We start from the raw sequence: 14,064 nt of genomic DNA, 5'->3' as shown, positions 1-14,064 counted from the left end.
GCGTGAAGGTATCCGACGAAGGGTTGGTCATGACGAGGGTTGCACTCATCTTCGGTGGCGTCTCCACCGAGCACGACATCTCCTGCAAGTCCGCGGACAACGTCATCTCCGCGCTGGGCGGTCGCTTCGAGCTCGTGCTCGTGGGCATCACGCGCGACGGACGCTGGCTGCGCTACGCGGGGGACCCGGCGGAGCTCACCGGGTCGTGGGAGGAGCACGACTGCGCGCCCGTGGCGCTCGTCCCGGGGTCGGGCCTCGTCGAGCTGGGAGAGGGCGGCGTCGCGCGTCCACTCGCGGTTGACGTCGCCCTTCCCGTCCTGCACGGCCAGGGCGGCGAGGACGGGACCGTCCAGGGCGCGCTCGAGGTCGCCGGCGTCCCGTACGTTGGCTGCGGCGTCATGGCGAGCGCCGTGTGCATGGACAAGGACGCGTCTCACCGGCTGGCCGCGGCGGCCGGCGTGCGCTCGCCGCGCTGCGAGGTGCTCTGGCGCGGGTGCTCCCCGGAGGAGTGTGCCGCGGCCGTCGAGGCCTGCGGCGGCTACCCGGTCTTCGTGAAGCCCGCGCGCGGAGGCTCCTCGATCGGCGTTTCCCGCGCCGCCGACGAGGCCGCATACGCCGAGGCTCTCGACGCGGCGTTCGCGCTCGACGAGAAGGTCGCCGTCGAGGAGGCCATCACGGGCGTCGAGGTGGGCTGCGCCATCGTGGGCGACGCCGTGCGCGGCACCTGGATGGGCGAGCCCGACGAGATCGTGGTCTCCGGCGACGGGTTCTTCCGCATCCACCTCGAGAAGGACCCGGGCGCAAACACCGAGCTCCGCTGCCCCGCCCAGCTCCCCGAGGACGTCCTCGCGCGCGTCCGCGCCGCCGGGACGGCTGTCTACGAGGCGCTTGGCTGCGAGGGACTCGCGCGCGTGGACCTCTTCGTCACGCCGGGGGGCGAGGTCGTCTTCAACGAGGTCAACTCCATGCCGGGTCTCACGTACTACTCGCGCTTCCCCCAGATGATGCGCGTCGCCGGCCACGAGCTCGGCGACGTCCTCGAGTCCCTCGTCGCCGAAAAACTCGCCTAAAAGGGGCCAGGCCCCATTTAGGCGAGTTTTCGTGGAGGGCGCATCGCGTCGCTCGCCGTGGGTAGGATACGGGCGGAAGAACCCGACCAGAGAGGAGCTCTCCATGCCCGCGTCCGATTCCCCCTCATACCGCCTGTTCGTCATGCCCGGCTGCCCCTACTGCCAGAAGGTCCTCGCGTACCTCTCCCGCGTCGGGCTCGATGACGGGCGCGTGACGGTGGAGGACATCACCTCCGACCCCGCCGCGCGCGACGAGCTCGTTCGCGTGGGCGGCAAGGGTCAGGTCCCCTGCCTCTTCGTCGACGGCGAGCCGATGTACGAGTCGGAGGACATCATCGCCTACCTCGGGGCAAACCTCCGCTGAGAGACCGGAAGGGGGCGGTCCGTCGGGGCCGCCCCCTGTTCCGTTTAGCGCGCTACTCCGCGCGCATGCAGCGCATGGCGTTGAGGATTGCGATCATCGCCACGCCCACGTCCCCGAAGACCGCGAGCCACATGTTGGCGACGCCGAAGGCGGCGAGCACGAGGATCAGCACCTTCACGCCGATGGCGAACACGATGTTCTGCCAGACGATCCGCATGGTCTTTCGGGCCACGCGCATGGCCTGGGCGATCTTGGACGGCCTGTCGTCCATGAGGACGACGTCTGCCGCCTCGATGGCGGCGTCGGAGCCCATCGCGCCCATGGCGATGCCCACGTCCGCGCGCATGAGCACGGGCGCGTCGTTGATGCCGTCGCCCACGAAGGCCAGGCGCGCCCCGTTCTTCTCGCCCGCGAGCAGGCGCTCCACGGCGTCGACCTTGTCCTGGGGGAGGAGCTGTGCGCGGACCTCGTCGATGCCGAGGCGTGCGGCCACGGCCTCGGCCACGTCCTGACGGTCTCCGGTCAGCATGACGCAGCGGCGCACGCCGGCGGCGTGGAGGTCGCGGATGGCCTTCTCGGCGTCCTCCTTCACCACGTCGGCGATCACGATGTGGCCCACGTACTCGTCGTCGACGGTGACGTGCAGGATCGTGCCGGTGAGGTCGCAGTCGTGCCAGGCGGCCCCGTGCTCGGCCATGAGCTTGTCGTTGCCCACGAGGACCAGGTGCTCGTTCACGCGAGCGCTCACGCCGTGGCCGGACTCCTCACGGGCCTCGGCGATCCTCTCGCGGTCGATCTCGCCGGAGTAGGCGGCACGCACGGAGACGGCGATGGGGTGGTCAGAGAAGGACTCGGCGTGCGCCGCCATGGAGAGCACGTAGTCGGGGTCCACGCCGGCCTCCGGGTGGATGGCCACCACGTTGAAGGTGCCCGAAGTGAGCGTGCCGGTCTTGTCGAAGACCACGGTGTCCACGTGGGCGAGAAGCTCGAGGTAGTTGGAGCCCTTGACGAGTATGCCGAGGCGCGAGGCGCCGCCGATGCCGCCGAAGAAGGAGAGCGGCACGGAGATGACGAGCGCGCACGGGCAGCTCACCACGAGGAAGGTGAGGCCGCGCAGGATCCAGTCGGACCAGGCGCCCATGCCGGCGAGCGGCGGGATCACGGCGAGCGCGAGCGCCGAGAGCGTGACGGCCGGCGTGTAGACGCGGGCGAAGCGGGTGATGAAGTTCTCGGTGCGGGCCTTCTTCTCGCTCGCGTTCTCCACGAGCTCGAGGATGCGGGCGACCGTGGACTCTCCGTAGGGCTTGGTCGTGCGCACGCGCAGGACGCCCGTCATGTTGACGCAGCCGGAGATGACGTCTGCGCCCGGCTCCACGTGGCGCGGGACGGACTCGCCGGTGAGCGCGGCGGTGTCGAGCTGGGAGACGCCGTCCGTGACCACGCCGTCTATCGGGACGCGCTCGCCGGGCTTGACCACGATCGTCTCGCCCACGGCGACCTCGGCGGGGTCCACCTCTACGAGCTCGCCGTCTTTCTCGACGTTGGCGTACTCGGGCGCGATGTCCATCATGGCGGCGATGGACTTGCGGCTCTGGCCCACGGCGTAGCTCTGGAAGAGCTCTCCCACCTGGTAGAAGAGCATGACCGCCGCGCCCTCGGCCATGTGGGGGTCGGTGTCGGGGAAGAAGACCATCGCAAAGGCGCCGAGCGAGGCCACGGACATGAGGAACGCCTCGTCGAAGGGGTCTCCGCGACGGATGTTGCGCGCGGCTTCGAGCAGGGTCTTGTAGCCCGCGATGAGGTAGGGGACGAAGAAGAGCACGAAGCTCGCGTAGACATCGCCCGGCGTCCCAAAGAGCGTGGCGAGAAGCCCGCTCTCCTCGACGGCGAACGCCGCAGCAAAGAGTGCCAGGGCGATGATGATGCGGTTGCGCCACCGCTTCTGCTTCTTGTTCACATTAGCTCCTCTGCAAATTGGGGACGTGTTTTTTCTCTCAGAGAATTTGGGACAGGCCTGGGCTGCGTGGCGCGCCATGTGCCGCGCGCGTTATCGACCTGTCCCGAAAACTCTGAGAGAAATAACCCGTCCCCTTCTAGCGGATGATCTCGCAGTCGGGCTCGATCTTGGCCGCGAGCGCGACCACGCGGCCCAGCACGTCGTCGAAGCGGTCGTCGGCCGCGGAGAGCGTGAGCTTCTGCGTCATGAAGTTCACCGAGACGGCGTCCACGCCGTCCACCCTGGCGAGCTCGTCCTGCAGCTTGCGCGCGCAGTTGGCGCAGTCGATCTCATCGAGCTTGAATGACTTTCGCATCGCGGTCTCCTTACTCGCAGATGTGGGACATGCCCTGGTTGAGCATCGTGTAGACGTGGTCGTCGGCAAGCGAGTAGAGGACGTTGCGCCCGTCTCGCTGGAACTTCACCAGGCGCGCCGACTTGAGGGTCCTCAGCTGGTGGGAGACGGCGCTCTGCGTGGACCCCGTCTCCTCGGCGATGTCCGCGACACAGAGCTCGCGACCCATGAGCGCGTAGAGGATCTTGATGCGCGTGGTGTCGCTGAAGACCTTGAACAGGTCGGCGAGGTCGTAGAGCAGCTCCTCGTCGGGCATCTCGTCGGGGGCCTCCCCGGCTGCTACCTTCTCGGCCATGATGAGCCTCCTCTCACGTGAGAATGAACATCTGAACGGATGTTCATACGTTTTCTTACTCATGATTATATGAGCATCTGTTCATATGTCAACGGGAATTTGGCGTCTGGTCGCGCCGTGGACGCGCACGGACCCCTGTGCCCCAGACGGCAGGGGACAGGGGTGACGATTGTCGGTGATCTTTGAGCGGAATGCTCGGTAGCGGCAAAAAGAGGCTACAAGAAGCGCAGGTAGAAAATGTCACAGTCGGGGTAGTACTGGAGTCTCGTCCAGAAAGCCACCGACAATCGAAGCCTGGGCAGGGTGCCGCGCCTACGCGAACACGATCTCGCCGGTCTCGGCGTCCATGGACTTCACGATGGCGAGCGACTCCACCTGGTAGCCGCGGCGGCGCAGCTCGTCGCCGCCCGGCTGGAAGCCCTTCTCGATGGCGATGCCGATGCCCTCCACGATGACGCCCGCCTCGTCGCAGATCTGGAGCAGGCCGTTCATCGCGCAGCCCATGGCCATGAAGTCGTCGATGATGAGCACGTGCTCGCCGGGCGTGAGGAAGCGCTTGGCAACGATGACCTGGTACTCACGGCCCTTGGTGTAGCTCGTGATGTTGGTGCGGTACTGGTCGCCGTCGAGGTTCTTGGACTCGGTCTTGCGCGCAAAGACCACGGGCACGCCGCCGAAGTGGGTTGCCGCCACGCACGCGATGCCAATGCCGGAGGCCTCGATCGTGAGGATCTTGTCGATGCGCTTGCCGGCAAAGAGGCGCGCCCACTCGGCGCCCATGTGGTCGTAGAGGGCCACGTCGCACTGGTGGTTGAGGAAGTTGTCGACCTTGAGGACGTTGCCCTCGCGAACGATCCCGTCCCTGCGGATGCGGTCCTCAAGCTCCAGCATGTGCCTGCCCCTCTCGTGTGGTGTTGGCGTCCCGTCCATTATGCACGCTCGGCGCGCATTTGGTTCCGCTCACCTGAAACTTCGTCTGGAATTGTCGGGAGTCAGCGGCTGGCAGCGTCGGGACGCACGCCGAGAGGGGCGCGGGCGAGAAGGACGCGCGCCCGCTACTTGGCGCGCCGACCGAAGAACGGCAGGCGCGGCAGCCGCCCGCGGTACGGGCTCACGAAGTCCTCGTCCCCGATCTGCTCGGCGGCCTCGACCTCGGGAGGCACGCTCTCCACCACGCCGTTGGGCACGTCGGCCACCGGCATGTCGGTGATGTCGGGGACCACGGTGGCGACGGGACGCTCCTCGCCCGCGGCCTCGGCCGCCGCCTCCGCCTTCTCGCGGTAGCGCATCATCATGTCGCGCTGCAGCTCGACGACGCTCGGCGGCGCCCAGATGAGCGCGTTCGCGCCCGCGGCGATGGTGGCCGCGGCGGTCTCGTCGTCGCGCCCGCCGGTGGCGATGATCGGCAGCGCGGGGAAGGCGGCGCGCAGCTCGGCGATGACCTCGGCTGTGCGCCGGCCGGCCGCCACGTTGATGATGCGCGCGCCGGACTGGATCTTCTCGGCGGCCTCGTTGTCGAAGCGCGTGATCGTGGCGATCACGGGGATGTCCACGGTGGAGGCCACCTGGGCGACCATCTCCGGGGTGGCGGGGGAGTTCAGGACCACGCCCGCGGCTCCCTGCATCTCCGAGACCGCGGCGAGCTCCGCGGCGCGCCGGCCCGTGGTGGTGCCGCCGCCCACGCCCACGAAGAGCGGCGCCTCGGCTACCGTGAGCAGCGCCTGCGTGATGGCGGGCTGCGCGGTGAACGGGTAGACGGCAAAGATCGCGTCCGCGTTGGAGTTGCGGATCGCGGCGACGTCGGTGGAGTAGAGCAGCGTCCGGATGCGCCGGCCGAAGAGCGTGAAGCCGCTGCACTCCTCGTAGTTGTCAGGCACGCGCAGCGGCGCCTTGCGCAGGCGGCCCTCGATCGGCTCGGGGCCGTCCGCGGCGGGGACGACCTCGTTGGGCGAGTGGCCGACCTCGAAGATGCCGGGGCTCGCGAAGTGAGCGTTGTGCTCGGGGGCCGGGTTCTTCTCGGCGTGCGTGTCTTCCATGGGGCCTCCCGGGTCTCGTCGTTTTCAGACAGTGTTTTGTTCCCCGCTACGGTCGCTCGTATTCACGTGGCGAGAAAAACCATCTGGCTCGCCTAGGCCTCGGTCTCGAACTCGGCCGCGACCTCCTTGAGCAGCTCGCGGATGGGCAGGTGCTGCGGGCAGGCGCGCTCGCAGGCGCCGCAGCCCACGCACTCGGACGCAAGGCCGTGGCCGTGGCCCGTGTGGACCGACGTGTAGTAGAAGCCGGCGGAGCTCTCCCCGTAGGCGCGCTTGGCGTTGAGGCAGGAGAAGACGTCGGGGATGTTGATCTTCTTGGGGCAGCCGTCCACGCAGTAGCGGCAGGCCGTGCACTCGATCGCGTTCTGGCCGCGCAGGATCTGCGTCACGCGGTCGATGGCGTCGCGCTCGGCGGGGGAGAGCGGCCTGAGCGGCGAGAACGTCGCCACGTTCTCCGCAATCATCTCGGGCGTGCCCATGCCGGAGAGGACCATCTCGACGCCCGGCAGCCCCGCGGCGAAGCGCAGCGCGTAGCTCGCGGGCGAGCCGGGCCCCGCGGCGGCGAGCGCCTCGCGCGCCTCGTCGGGCAGGTTGACGAGCCGGCCGCCCTTGACGGGCTCCATCACGATGATGGGCTTGCCGTGGGCGGCCGCGACCTCGCAGCACGCGCGGCTCTGGATGACGCCGCTCTCCCAGTCGAGGTAGTTGACCTGCAGCTGGACGAACTCGACGTCGGGGTGGTCGGTCAGGATGCGGTCGAGGAAGGCGGCGTTGCTGTGGAACGAGAAGCCCACGTGGCGCACGAGCCCGGCGTCGCGCGCGGCGAAGGCCTCCTCGTAGGCGCCCTCGCGCTGGTACTTCTCGTAGTTGCCCATGCCCTGCGAGTGCATGAGGTAGAAGTCGAAGTAGTCCACGCCGCAGGCGCGCAGCTGGTCCTCGATGAGCGGTCGGATGTCCTCGCGGCGCTCGAAGCCGTTGGGGGAGAGCTTGTCCGCGAGCAGGAACTCGGAGCGGTCGTGGCGCGAGGTGAGCGCCTGCGCGAGCGCCGGCTCGGAGCCTCCGGAGTGGTAGGGGCGCGCAGTGTCGAAGTAGTTGAGGCCGCCGTCGAGGAAGGCGTCGACCATCTGCGTGAACGTGACGATGTCGACGGCGCCGTCCTCGAGCTTGGGCAGGCGCATGCAGCCGAAGCCGAGCTTGCCCCTGGCGTCCTGGAACGGCGCGACGCGCGTGGTCTCTGATCCGATCATGGGTCCCCTCTCCCTCGATGGTCCGGGACCATTGTACGCCGTCCCGGGCGGCCCGTCTCGATTTTGATGCAGGGCGCGCCGCGAGCCGGGCCCCGGGCAGCGAGGCCTCGCCTAGAGCGCGAGCTGGGCGAGCTTGAAGAGCGCCACGGCGATCGACCCCACGGCGACGATGCCCTTGAGCAGGGGGGCGTTGATCCTGTGCGCGTTGAAGCTGCCGAGAAGGACGCCCGCCCCGTGCGCCACCAGCGCCGCGGGCAGAAGCGACCACACCTCGGCCCCGACGCCGCCCCCGAGGAGGTAGCCCACGGTCGCGGGCACGGCTATGGCGACGGAGTCGAGCAGCGCCATGCCCACGGCCGTGCGCGGCCCCACGCCCATGAGCATGAGCACGGGCACCACGAGCACGGGCCCGCCCGCGCCGGAGGCGGCGCAGACCACGGCGGTCACGAGGCCCACGACGAAGAGCCTCCCGGCGCCGGGCATGGGCGCGACGTCGGCCGCGCCCTTCTCGCCGGCGCGCATGCGGAGAAGGACGGAGGCCCCCGAGCCCAGCACCACGAGGTAGAGGATCACGGTCAGCACGTCTGCCGGCAGGACGAGCCCCACCTGCGTGCCGGCGAGCGCGCCGAGGAAGCTCCCCGCGAGCAGCCCCGCGCTCGCGCGCAGCGGCAGGTCGCCGGTGCGGCGGTAGGCGGGGCAGCCCAGGGCGCCGGAGACGATGAAGGCCGCGAAGGAGAGCGCGAGGCCTTCCACGGGTGCGAGGCCGAGAAAGCCGGCGTAGAACATCGGCAGCAGGAAGCCCGCGATGCCCGTGAGGCCCACGCAGGCGCCCACGAGCGCGTTGGCGGCCGCGACGAGCGCGAGCGTGCCGGCGCCCACTACGCGACCGCCCCGCTCTTCTCGGCCTCATGCGCGGCGGCGTCGGCGAGCTCGTCGAGGTGGGCCTGGTAGTCCGCGGCGCGGTCCATGATGGCGGCCTCGTCGAGCGTGAGGACCTCGCGGTCGCGCATGACGAGCCGCCCGTCCACGACCATGTCGCGCACGTCTGCCGCGCCCGCGCACTCCACGAGGGTGTTCACGACGTTGCCGGTGGGATACATGCCCGGGTTCACCAGGTCGACGGTGATGAGGTCGGCCACGGCGCCGAGCTCGACTGCGCCCGCGCCCTCGGTGCCCATGAAGGCGGCGCCGTTCTCGGTGGCCATGTTGACGATCGCGCGGGCGGGCATGACGGCGGGGTCGGCGATGGGCACGCCGTGGGTGACGTTCATGATCGAGCGGAAGAGGTGCATCTCCGCCCAGAGGGAGAGCCCGCCGTGGGCCGCGCCGTCGGTGCCGAGGCCCTCGACGACGCCGCGGGAGCGCAGGCTCGGGGTCTCGGGCGTGGCCTTGGCGCAGTTGGAGAACGGGCAGTGGCAGACCTTGACGCCGCGCTCGACGAGGATGTTCTTCTCGACCTCGGAGAGCATGAGGCAGTGCGCGCCGAGGAAGCGCTCGGAGAGCACGCCGCCCAGGCGCTCGAGGTACTCGAAGGGCCGCACGCCCTGGCTCTGGAGGGTGTAGTTGACCTCGGCCGCGTACTCGTTCATGTGGGCCTGGATGAGGGCGCCGCGCTCGTTGGCGTGCTCTGCCGTGCGGCGGATGAGCTCCTCGGAGCAGCTCATGAGCGCGCGCAGGGCGTAGGCCACACGGATGCGGCCGCCCGCGGCGCCGTCCCAGCGCTCGTAGAGGGCGTCGGCCACGGCCACGGCCTCGTCGGTCGTGGTGGCGATGGAGGCGGGAAGGCCCGGCTGGTCCATCGTGGAGACGGAGAACGTGGCGCGCAGGCCGGCGGCCTCGTAGACGGAGGCGGCCTCGTCCATGAAGTAGCTGCCGGCGTCCACAAGCGAGGTGGTGCCGGACTTGATCATCTCGAGCGCGGAGAGCTCGGCCGAGAGGCGCATGAGCTCGGGCGTGAGCGTGGACTCGAAGGGCAGCATGATGCGCGTCCAGATCATGGGGAGCTCGTCGAGGACGCGGCCCTTGAGCAGCTGCTGGCCGGTGTGGGTGTGGCAGTCCACGAGGCCGGGCATGACGAGCTTGCCGCGGCCGTCGATGCGCTCGGCGGCCCCGAGGGCGGCGTCGGCCTCTGCGTCCGCCGCGCGCAGCAGGGCGATGCGCCCCGCCTCGATGCCGACGGTCTGGTGGCGGGCCACGCCGGCGGCGTGGGGGAGCAGGACGGTCGCGTCCGTGATGAGGATGTCGAGCATGGTTACCTCCTGGGGATGTTGAGAGGAAACGGTGCGAAGGGCGTGCCACCGGCGCCGGTGAGGGTGAGCAGGAGCTGGGAGATGATGGCGGTGATGACGAAGGAGCCCGTCATGAAGACGATGCCCACGACGACCATCTTCCAGCCCTGGCGCGCGAAGAAGCCGAGCTGGTCGGCCACGCCGATGCCGGCGAACGCGCCCACGAGCGCGAGCGGCGCCGTGAGGTTGATCACGCCCACCGAGGCGATCACAAAGTCGCGCACCGGGCTCCACGGGCCGGCCACGAGCAGGCCCAGGATCGAGACATAGGCCACGATCGGGAGCTTGAGCGGGATGAGCTTGGTGCACGCCATGCCCGCGAGGGAGAGCGCCACGAGGATGAGGATCCCCGGCAGGCTCTCCACGATGCCCACCTGAAAGCCCACGAGGTTGGCCAGCGCGATGCCCACCGCGGACACCACGAAGAGAAACGCCCATTCGATGCTGCGCACGCTACTCACCGTCCTTCTCGCCCGCGTCGCCCCTGCCCGCCGCGGCCGCCTCGCGTTCGGCGAGGACCGCGGAGGGCTCGTGCCTCAGCGCCGCGAAGCGCGGCTCGAGGGTCCTGTAGAGCCCGGCGGCGAGCGGCAGCGCGACGAACATCGCCAGGTACACGCCGTCGATGCCGGCGATGGTCTGGCTCGCGGAGGCGAGCGCCGTGATCTGGTCGGCCTGCCCGGGGTAGATGGCGCCGAGCACGCCCGTGGCCGCGGCCATCATGATGCCCGCGCCCACGCCGGCGGCAAGGCCGAGGGAGAGTGGGTCAAAGAGGCCGAACGCCGCCACGAGGCTGGCGAGAAGCCCGAAGTAGATGGTGCCGAGCATGCCGCCCACCACGTAGATGGCGAGGCTGCCCTTGGCCTCCGGGCTCTCCGCGCCGTAGACGTCCGTGGTGACGGCGAGGTTGGTCTCGCGGTTGATCGAGCTCGCGGCGCCGATGGTCTCGCGCTTGAGGCCGAGCGCCAGGGCCACCGGCACGGCGATGAGGATCGTGAGGATGTCGCCGAAGGCGTGCGCGAAGAGCGCCGGCCCCGCCGAGATGACGGTGTCGAGCGAGGCGCCCGCGTTGATGCCGAGCTTGGCGATGAAGGGGCAGATTGCCACGATCACGAGCTTGGAGGCGGCCTTCACCTGAGGGGTCTTGAAGATCTTGGCCACGCTCGGGCCCGAGAGGACGCCCATGATGAGCGAGTAGAAGATGGGGAAGAGGATGAGCGTCCCCGGCCCCAGGGGGATCGAGATCTGGCCGATGGCGCTCGCTATGACCGCGAACACCAGCGCCACGAGATAGGTCTTCCATTCCGCGCGAACGCGCTCCGCGAGCGACGCGTAGGCATACGCCGGCGGCTCCTCGGGCTTTGCCATGAGGCTCCTCCCGTCGACCTTGGGGTTGTGGACGACACGAGGATATCAGAGGTCAGGCGGCATGCGGAAAGAATCTCCCTACCAGAGGCCGTAGATGCTCGTGAAGGCGTCGGCGAGCCCGTCGGCGTCGGCGACCCACCCGTCGCCCTCGCGCAGGAGGCCGATCGAGCTGAAGGCCTCGATGCCCTCGGCGTCCTCGAGCACGCCCGCAAAGACGTCGCCCACGTGCGCCCGCTGCTCGTCGGTGAGGTCAGTGGCCTGGTCCCCGCCGTAGACGCCCCAGAGGTCCTGCTCGACGAGGTATCCCGCGATCGCGTCGTCGAAGGCCCAGAAGACGTCGTTGACGCTGGGCGCGACGACGTCGGCGTACACGACGGCCGTCCCGTCCCCGCGGTCGTACGCGCCGCTGGTCGAGAAGGACGTGCTGGTGATCGCCCACGCGGCGAAGGCGTCCGCGTCTATCCCCAGCTCCTCGGCGGTGTAGCCCTCGACGGAGAGGAGCTTGTCGTCCAGGTAGCCGGCGATGAGGTCGTGCAGGGCGCCGGACTCGGGGTCTGCGAGCGCGCCCGAGAGGGCGGCCGAGGCGGCGAGCTCCATGGCGCCCTCGTCGGCCTCGTCGCTCTCGTAGGAGGTCGGGTAGGACGTGTCCTCGGCGGCGTCGAAGGCGCTTCCGGCGGACGAGGACACGTTTTCCACGAACTCGCCCACGAGCATGAGGACGGGCACCGCCACGTTCACGGCGATGAGGACGGCGACGACCGCCGCGATGAGCTTCCCGAGCCTCGAGCCCGAGGCCCCGCGGGCGCTGACGGGCTCGGCCGCCGCGGGCCGTCGCGCCCGGCGCGCCCGGCGCCCGCCCGCCGGCGGCCCGTCGATGGAGGGGGCGTCGTAGTCGTGCCCCCGCGTGGTGGGCGCCCGGTAGTTGTCCTCGCGCTTGTGGGGCTGGCCGCCCGGCTCGCCGTGCGGCGCGTACTCGACGGGCTCCGCCTGGGGCCCCGGCTCGCCCGCCCCCTCGTACGGGCGGTCGTCGAAGACGTCCCCCTCGTCAGCCAGCGCGCCCGGGTCATCCCAGGGCAGGACGGGCTCGCCCGCGTTGAAGGGGTCGATCTGGGACTCGTCGCGGCGCGAGAAGCGGAAAGCGGGCATGGGTGCTCCCTCCGTCCGGCGGAAATGCCAGCTCACGGTAAAAACTCAGCTTCCAGTATATTGTTGTCCGGCCAGATGGGTATGCTGAGAAGAACCTGTTGGTCGTTCTAGGGAGTGACTATGGAGCTCTTAGGCTTCGTTCTTCTCGTCCTTGTCGTGTTCTTGATCGTGGGGCTGGTCACGGGCAACCTGTTCTACGTGGTCAAGCAGCAGCACGCCGTGATCATCGAGCGCCTGGGCAAGTTCCACCGCATCGTGGGCGCGGGCTTCCACGCCAAGATTCCGTTCGTTGACCGCAAGGCCGCCACGGTCTCCCTGCGCACGATGAAGAACGGCTTCAACATCGACGTCAAGACGCAGGACAACGTCACCATCGGCCTCGAGGTCTCCGCGCAGTACCACGTGAGCTACGAGACCGGGGCCACGCCGCAGCAGTCCGGCGTCTACAAGAGCTACTACATGCTGCAGCAGCCCGTGGCGCAGATGCGCGACTTCATCACCGACGCCCTGCGCTCGTCGATCCCCGTCTACACGCTCGACGAGGTCTTCGCCAAGAAGGACGACATCGCACGCGACGTCAACGACACCGTGTCCGAGCAGATGACCGCCTACGGCTTCACGCTCGTCTCCACGCTCATCACCAAGATCGCGCTGCCGGCCGAGGTCGAGGACTCGATGAACCAGATCAACGCCGCCCAGCGCACCAAGGCCGCGGCGCAGGACCTGGCCGAGGCCGACCGCATCCGCCGCGTGACCGAGGCGCAGGCCGAGGCCGAGGCCATGGAGAAGTCCGGCGAGGGCATCGCCAACCAGCGCAAGGCCATCGCCGCCGGCATCTCCGACTCGCTCGCCACGATCCAGGAGACGGGCGTCTCCGCCGCCGAGGCCAACCAGCTCTTCATGTTCACGCAGTGGACCGAGATGATGGGCGAGTTCGCCAAGGCGGGCAAGAGCTCCACCGTGGTGCTGCCGAGCGACTTCACGCAGACCGCGGGCATGTTCGAGCAGATGCTCGCCGCCGGGCAGGCGAACGAGGGCTCCAAGGTTCCGCCGGCGGCCCCGCAGAAGTAGCCCCCGCACCCACACGATCCGCTTCGGGCGGGCTCCGGTCGTTCCCCTCGGGGGCCTCCGGGCCCACCTCTCTCGTCTAGCGGGCGTCCCGGCCCAGCACGGCGGCGGGGAGCTCACGCAGGCTTCCCAGCACGGCGGCGCACCGCTCGACGACCTCGGGGGTGGGGGTGGCCCACTCGGGCACGAGGTAGGTGGCCATGCCCGCGGCGCAGGCGGCAAGCGCCCCGTTGACCGAGTCCTCCACGGCGGCGCAGCGGGCGGGGCCGAGGCCAAGCCGGCTGGCGGCCTCGAGGTAGATGTCGGGCGCCGGCTTGGCGCGCCCGATCTGGTCTCCGAAGGTCATGGACGAGAAGAACGGCGTCATCCCAAAGCGGTCCATGAGGGGCAGCGCGTGCTCGCAGGCGGTGGAGGTGGCCAGCGCGAGCGTCATGCCGGCCTCCGCGAGCGCCCGGAGCGCGTCGAGCGCGCCCTCGCAGGGCTCGAGGCTCTGCTCGCGGATGGCGAAGTAGAGCTCGTGCTGGTGCGAGAAGAGCCGGTCGGTGAGGGCCGGGTCGCCGAACTCGGCGTCGACCATCGCGTGGGCGTCGGGCATGCTGCAGCCGACGAAGGCGTCCCAGATGCGCTCGGGGACCTCGATTCCGAGGTCGGACGCCGCGCGCCGCCATGCCGTCTGGCTCACGCGCTCGGTGTCGACGAGCGTTCCGTCCATGTCGAAGATGACCGCCTGGGGCGTCTGCATAGGGTTCCTCTCGCCTGAGCCTCGTCCGACGCCGCATTGTAGCGCAGGGACGGGTGAGACGAAGGGCGGGCGAGACGAAGGGGGACGGGTGAGAC

15 protein-coding genes are annotated in these 14,064 nt (G+C 69.6%); 3 read left to right on the top strand and 12 right to left on the bottom strand.

Going from position 1 to position 14,064, the window contains the following annotated elements:
• Nucleotides 1-29 precede the first annotated feature (29 nt).
• Both E0L17_RS05480 and E0L17_RS05475 read left to right on the top strand, forming a co-directional pair.
• Nucleotides 30-1,070 carry a D-alanine--D-alanine ligase family protein gene (locus E0L17_RS05480; protein WP_206109021.1) on the top strand — a complete coding sequence of 347 codons (1,041 nt, stop codon included), beginning with the start codon at nt 30-32 and terminating at the stop codon, nt 1,068-1,070.
• A 103-nt stretch (nt 1,071-1,173) separates the two neighbouring features.
• A complete protein-coding gene (locus E0L17_RS05475; protein WP_167930250.1) occupies nt 1,174-1,434 on the top strand; it encodes a glutaredoxin family protein in 261 nt (86 codons plus the stop codon).
• A 52-nt stretch (nt 1,435-1,486) separates the two neighbouring features.
• Here E0L17_RS05475 and E0L17_RS05470 read toward each other — a convergent pair whose 3' ends face one another.
• From E0L17_RS05470 to E0L17_RS05420, 11 genes are all read right to left on the bottom strand, one after another.
• Nucleotides 1,487-3,391: a heavy metal translocating P-type ATPase gene (locus tag E0L17_RS05470; protein WP_167930249.1), complete on the bottom strand. Its 1,905-nt coding sequence runs from the start codon at nt 3,389-3,391 to the stop codon at nt 1,487-1,489.
• A 136-nt stretch (nt 3,392-3,527) separates the two neighbouring features.
• Nucleotides 3,528-3,746, bottom strand: coding sequence for a cation transporter (locus E0L17_RS05465; protein WP_167930248.1), 219 nt, complete (start codon nt 3,744-3,746; stop codon nt 3,528-3,530).
• Between the two features lie 10 nt (nt 3,747-3,756).
• Complete coding sequence (locus E0L17_RS05460) at nt 3,757-4,080, bottom strand: ArsR/SmtB family transcription factor (protein WP_167930247.1); 324 nt, start codon at nt 4,078-4,080, stop codon at nt 3,757-3,759.
• Nucleotides 4,081-4,392: 312 nt separating this feature from the next.
• Nucleotides 4,393-4,971, bottom strand: coding sequence for a xanthine phosphoribosyltransferase (locus tag E0L17_RS05455; RefSeq protein WP_167930246.1), 579 nt, complete (start codon nt 4,969-4,971; stop codon nt 4,393-4,395).
• 164 nt (nt 4,972-5,135) lie between these two features.
• Nucleotides 5,136-6,116: a hypothetical protein gene (locus E0L17_RS05450; protein WP_206109019.1), complete on the bottom strand. Its 981-nt coding sequence runs from the start codon at nt 6,114-6,116 to the stop codon at nt 5,136-5,138.
• A gap of 92 nt (nt 6,117-6,208) precedes the next feature.
• On the bottom strand, nt 6,209-7,360 hold the full coding sequence (locus E0L17_RS05445; RefSeq protein WP_167930245.1) for an aldo/keto reductase: 1,152 nt from the start codon (nt 7,358-7,360) through the stop codon (nt 6,209-6,211).
• Between the two features lie 111 nt (nt 7,361-7,471).
• The gene (locus tag E0L17_RS05440; RefSeq protein ID WP_167930244.1) at nt 7,472-8,239 is read right to left on the bottom strand and encodes a sulfite exporter TauE/SafE family protein; all 768 of its coding nucleotides are present in this window, start codon (nt 8,237-8,239) and stop codon (nt 7,472-7,474) included.
• A complete protein-coding gene (locus tag E0L17_RS05435; protein WP_167930243.1) occupies nt 8,239-9,609 on the bottom strand; it encodes an amidohydrolase family protein in 1,371 nt (456 codons plus the stop codon). The genes E0L17_RS05440 and E0L17_RS05435 overlap by 1 nt, the downstream gene beginning before the upstream one ends.
• 2 nt (nt 9,610-9,611) lie before the next feature.
• Nucleotides 9,612-10,100, bottom strand: coding sequence for a hypothetical protein (locus E0L17_RS05430; protein WP_167930242.1), 489 nt, complete (start codon nt 10,098-10,100; stop codon nt 9,612-9,614).
• Between the two features lies 1 nt (nt 10,101).
• Nucleotides 10,102-11,013 carry a DUF3100 domain-containing protein gene (locus E0L17_RS05425; protein WP_167930241.1) on the bottom strand — a complete coding sequence of 304 codons (912 nt, stop codon included), beginning with the start codon at nt 11,011-11,013 and terminating at the stop codon, nt 10,102-10,104.
• A gap of 78 nt (nt 11,014-11,091) precedes the next feature.
• Nucleotides 11,092-12,159 carry a hypothetical protein gene (locus E0L17_RS05420; RefSeq protein WP_167930240.1) on the bottom strand — a complete coding sequence of 356 codons (1,068 nt, stop codon included), beginning with the start codon at nt 12,157-12,159 and terminating at the stop codon, nt 11,092-11,094.
• 120 nt (nt 12,160-12,279) lie between these two features.
• Between E0L17_RS05420 and E0L17_RS05415 the strand changes: the two genes are divergently transcribed.
• Nucleotides 12,280-13,230, top strand: a complete 951-nt coding sequence (locus tag E0L17_RS05415) for an SPFH domain-containing protein (RefSeq protein WP_167930239.1) — start codon at nt 12,280-12,282, stop codon at nt 13,228-13,230.
• A 76-nt stretch (nt 13,231-13,306) separates the two neighbouring features.
• Here E0L17_RS05415 and E0L17_RS05410 read toward each other — a convergent pair whose 3' ends face one another.
• On the bottom strand, nt 13,307-13,969 hold the full coding sequence (locus tag E0L17_RS05410) for an HAD family hydrolase (protein ID WP_167930238.1): 663 nt from the start codon (nt 13,967-13,969) through the stop codon (nt 13,307-13,309).
• Nucleotides 13,970-14,064: the final 95 nt, after the last annotated feature.

The sequence above is a fragment of the Olsenella sp. SW781 genome (assembly GCF_012027725.1).
Taxonomy (GTDB): domain Bacteria; phylum Actinomycetota; class Coriobacteriia; order Coriobacteriales; family Atopobiaceae; genus Thermophilibacter.
This window is presented reverse-complemented; position numbering and strand designations above follow the sequence as displayed.

Bases quoted from the DNA above. Each gene is read 5' to 3' on its own strand.
- E0L17_RS05480 (WP_206109021.1), top strand. From the start codon at position 30: ATGACGAGGGTTGCACTCATCTTCGGTGGCGTCTCCACCGAGCACGAC.
- E0L17_RS05475 (WP_167930250.1), top strand. From the start codon at position 1,174: ATGCCCGCGTCCGATTCCCCCTCATACCGCCTGTTCGTCATGCCCGGC.
- E0L17_RS05465 (WP_167930248.1), bottom strand. From the start codon at position 3,746: ATGCGAAAGTCATTCAAGCTCGATGAGATCGACTGCGCCAACTGCGCG.
- E0L17_RS05460 (WP_167930247.1), bottom strand. From the start codon at position 4,080: ATGGCCGAGAAGGTAGCAGCCGGGGAGGCCCCCGACGAGATGCCCGAC.
- E0L17_RS05455 (WP_167930246.1), bottom strand. From the start codon at position 4,971: ATGCTGGAGCTTGAGGACCGCATCCGCAGGGACGGGATCGTTCGCGAG.
- E0L17_RS05450 (WP_206109019.1), bottom strand. From the start codon at position 6,116: ATGGAAGACACGCACGCCGAGAAGAACCCGGCCCCCGAGCACAACGCT.
- E0L17_RS05445 (WP_167930245.1), bottom strand. From the start codon at position 7,360: ATGATCGGATCAGAGACCACGCGCGTCGCGCCGTTCCAGGACGCCAGG.
- E0L17_RS05435 (WP_167930243.1), bottom strand. From the start codon at position 9,609: ATGCTCGACATCCTCATCACGGACGCGACCGTCCTGCTCCCCCACGCC.
- E0L17_RS05425 (WP_167930241.1), bottom strand. From the start codon at position 11,013: ATGGCAAAGCCCGAGGAGCCGCCGGCGTATGCCTACGCGTCGCTCGCG.
- E0L17_RS05420 (WP_167930240.1), bottom strand. From the start codon at position 12,159: ATGCCCGCTTTCCGCTTCTCGCGCCGCGACGAGTCCCAGATCGACCCC.
- E0L17_RS05415 (WP_167930239.1), top strand. From the start codon at position 12,280: ATGGAGCTCTTAGGCTTCGTTCTTCTCGTCCTTGTCGTGTTCTTGATC.
- E0L17_RS05410 (WP_167930238.1), bottom strand. From the start codon at position 13,969: ATGCAGACGCCCCAGGCGGTCATCTTCGACATGGACGGAACGCTCGTC.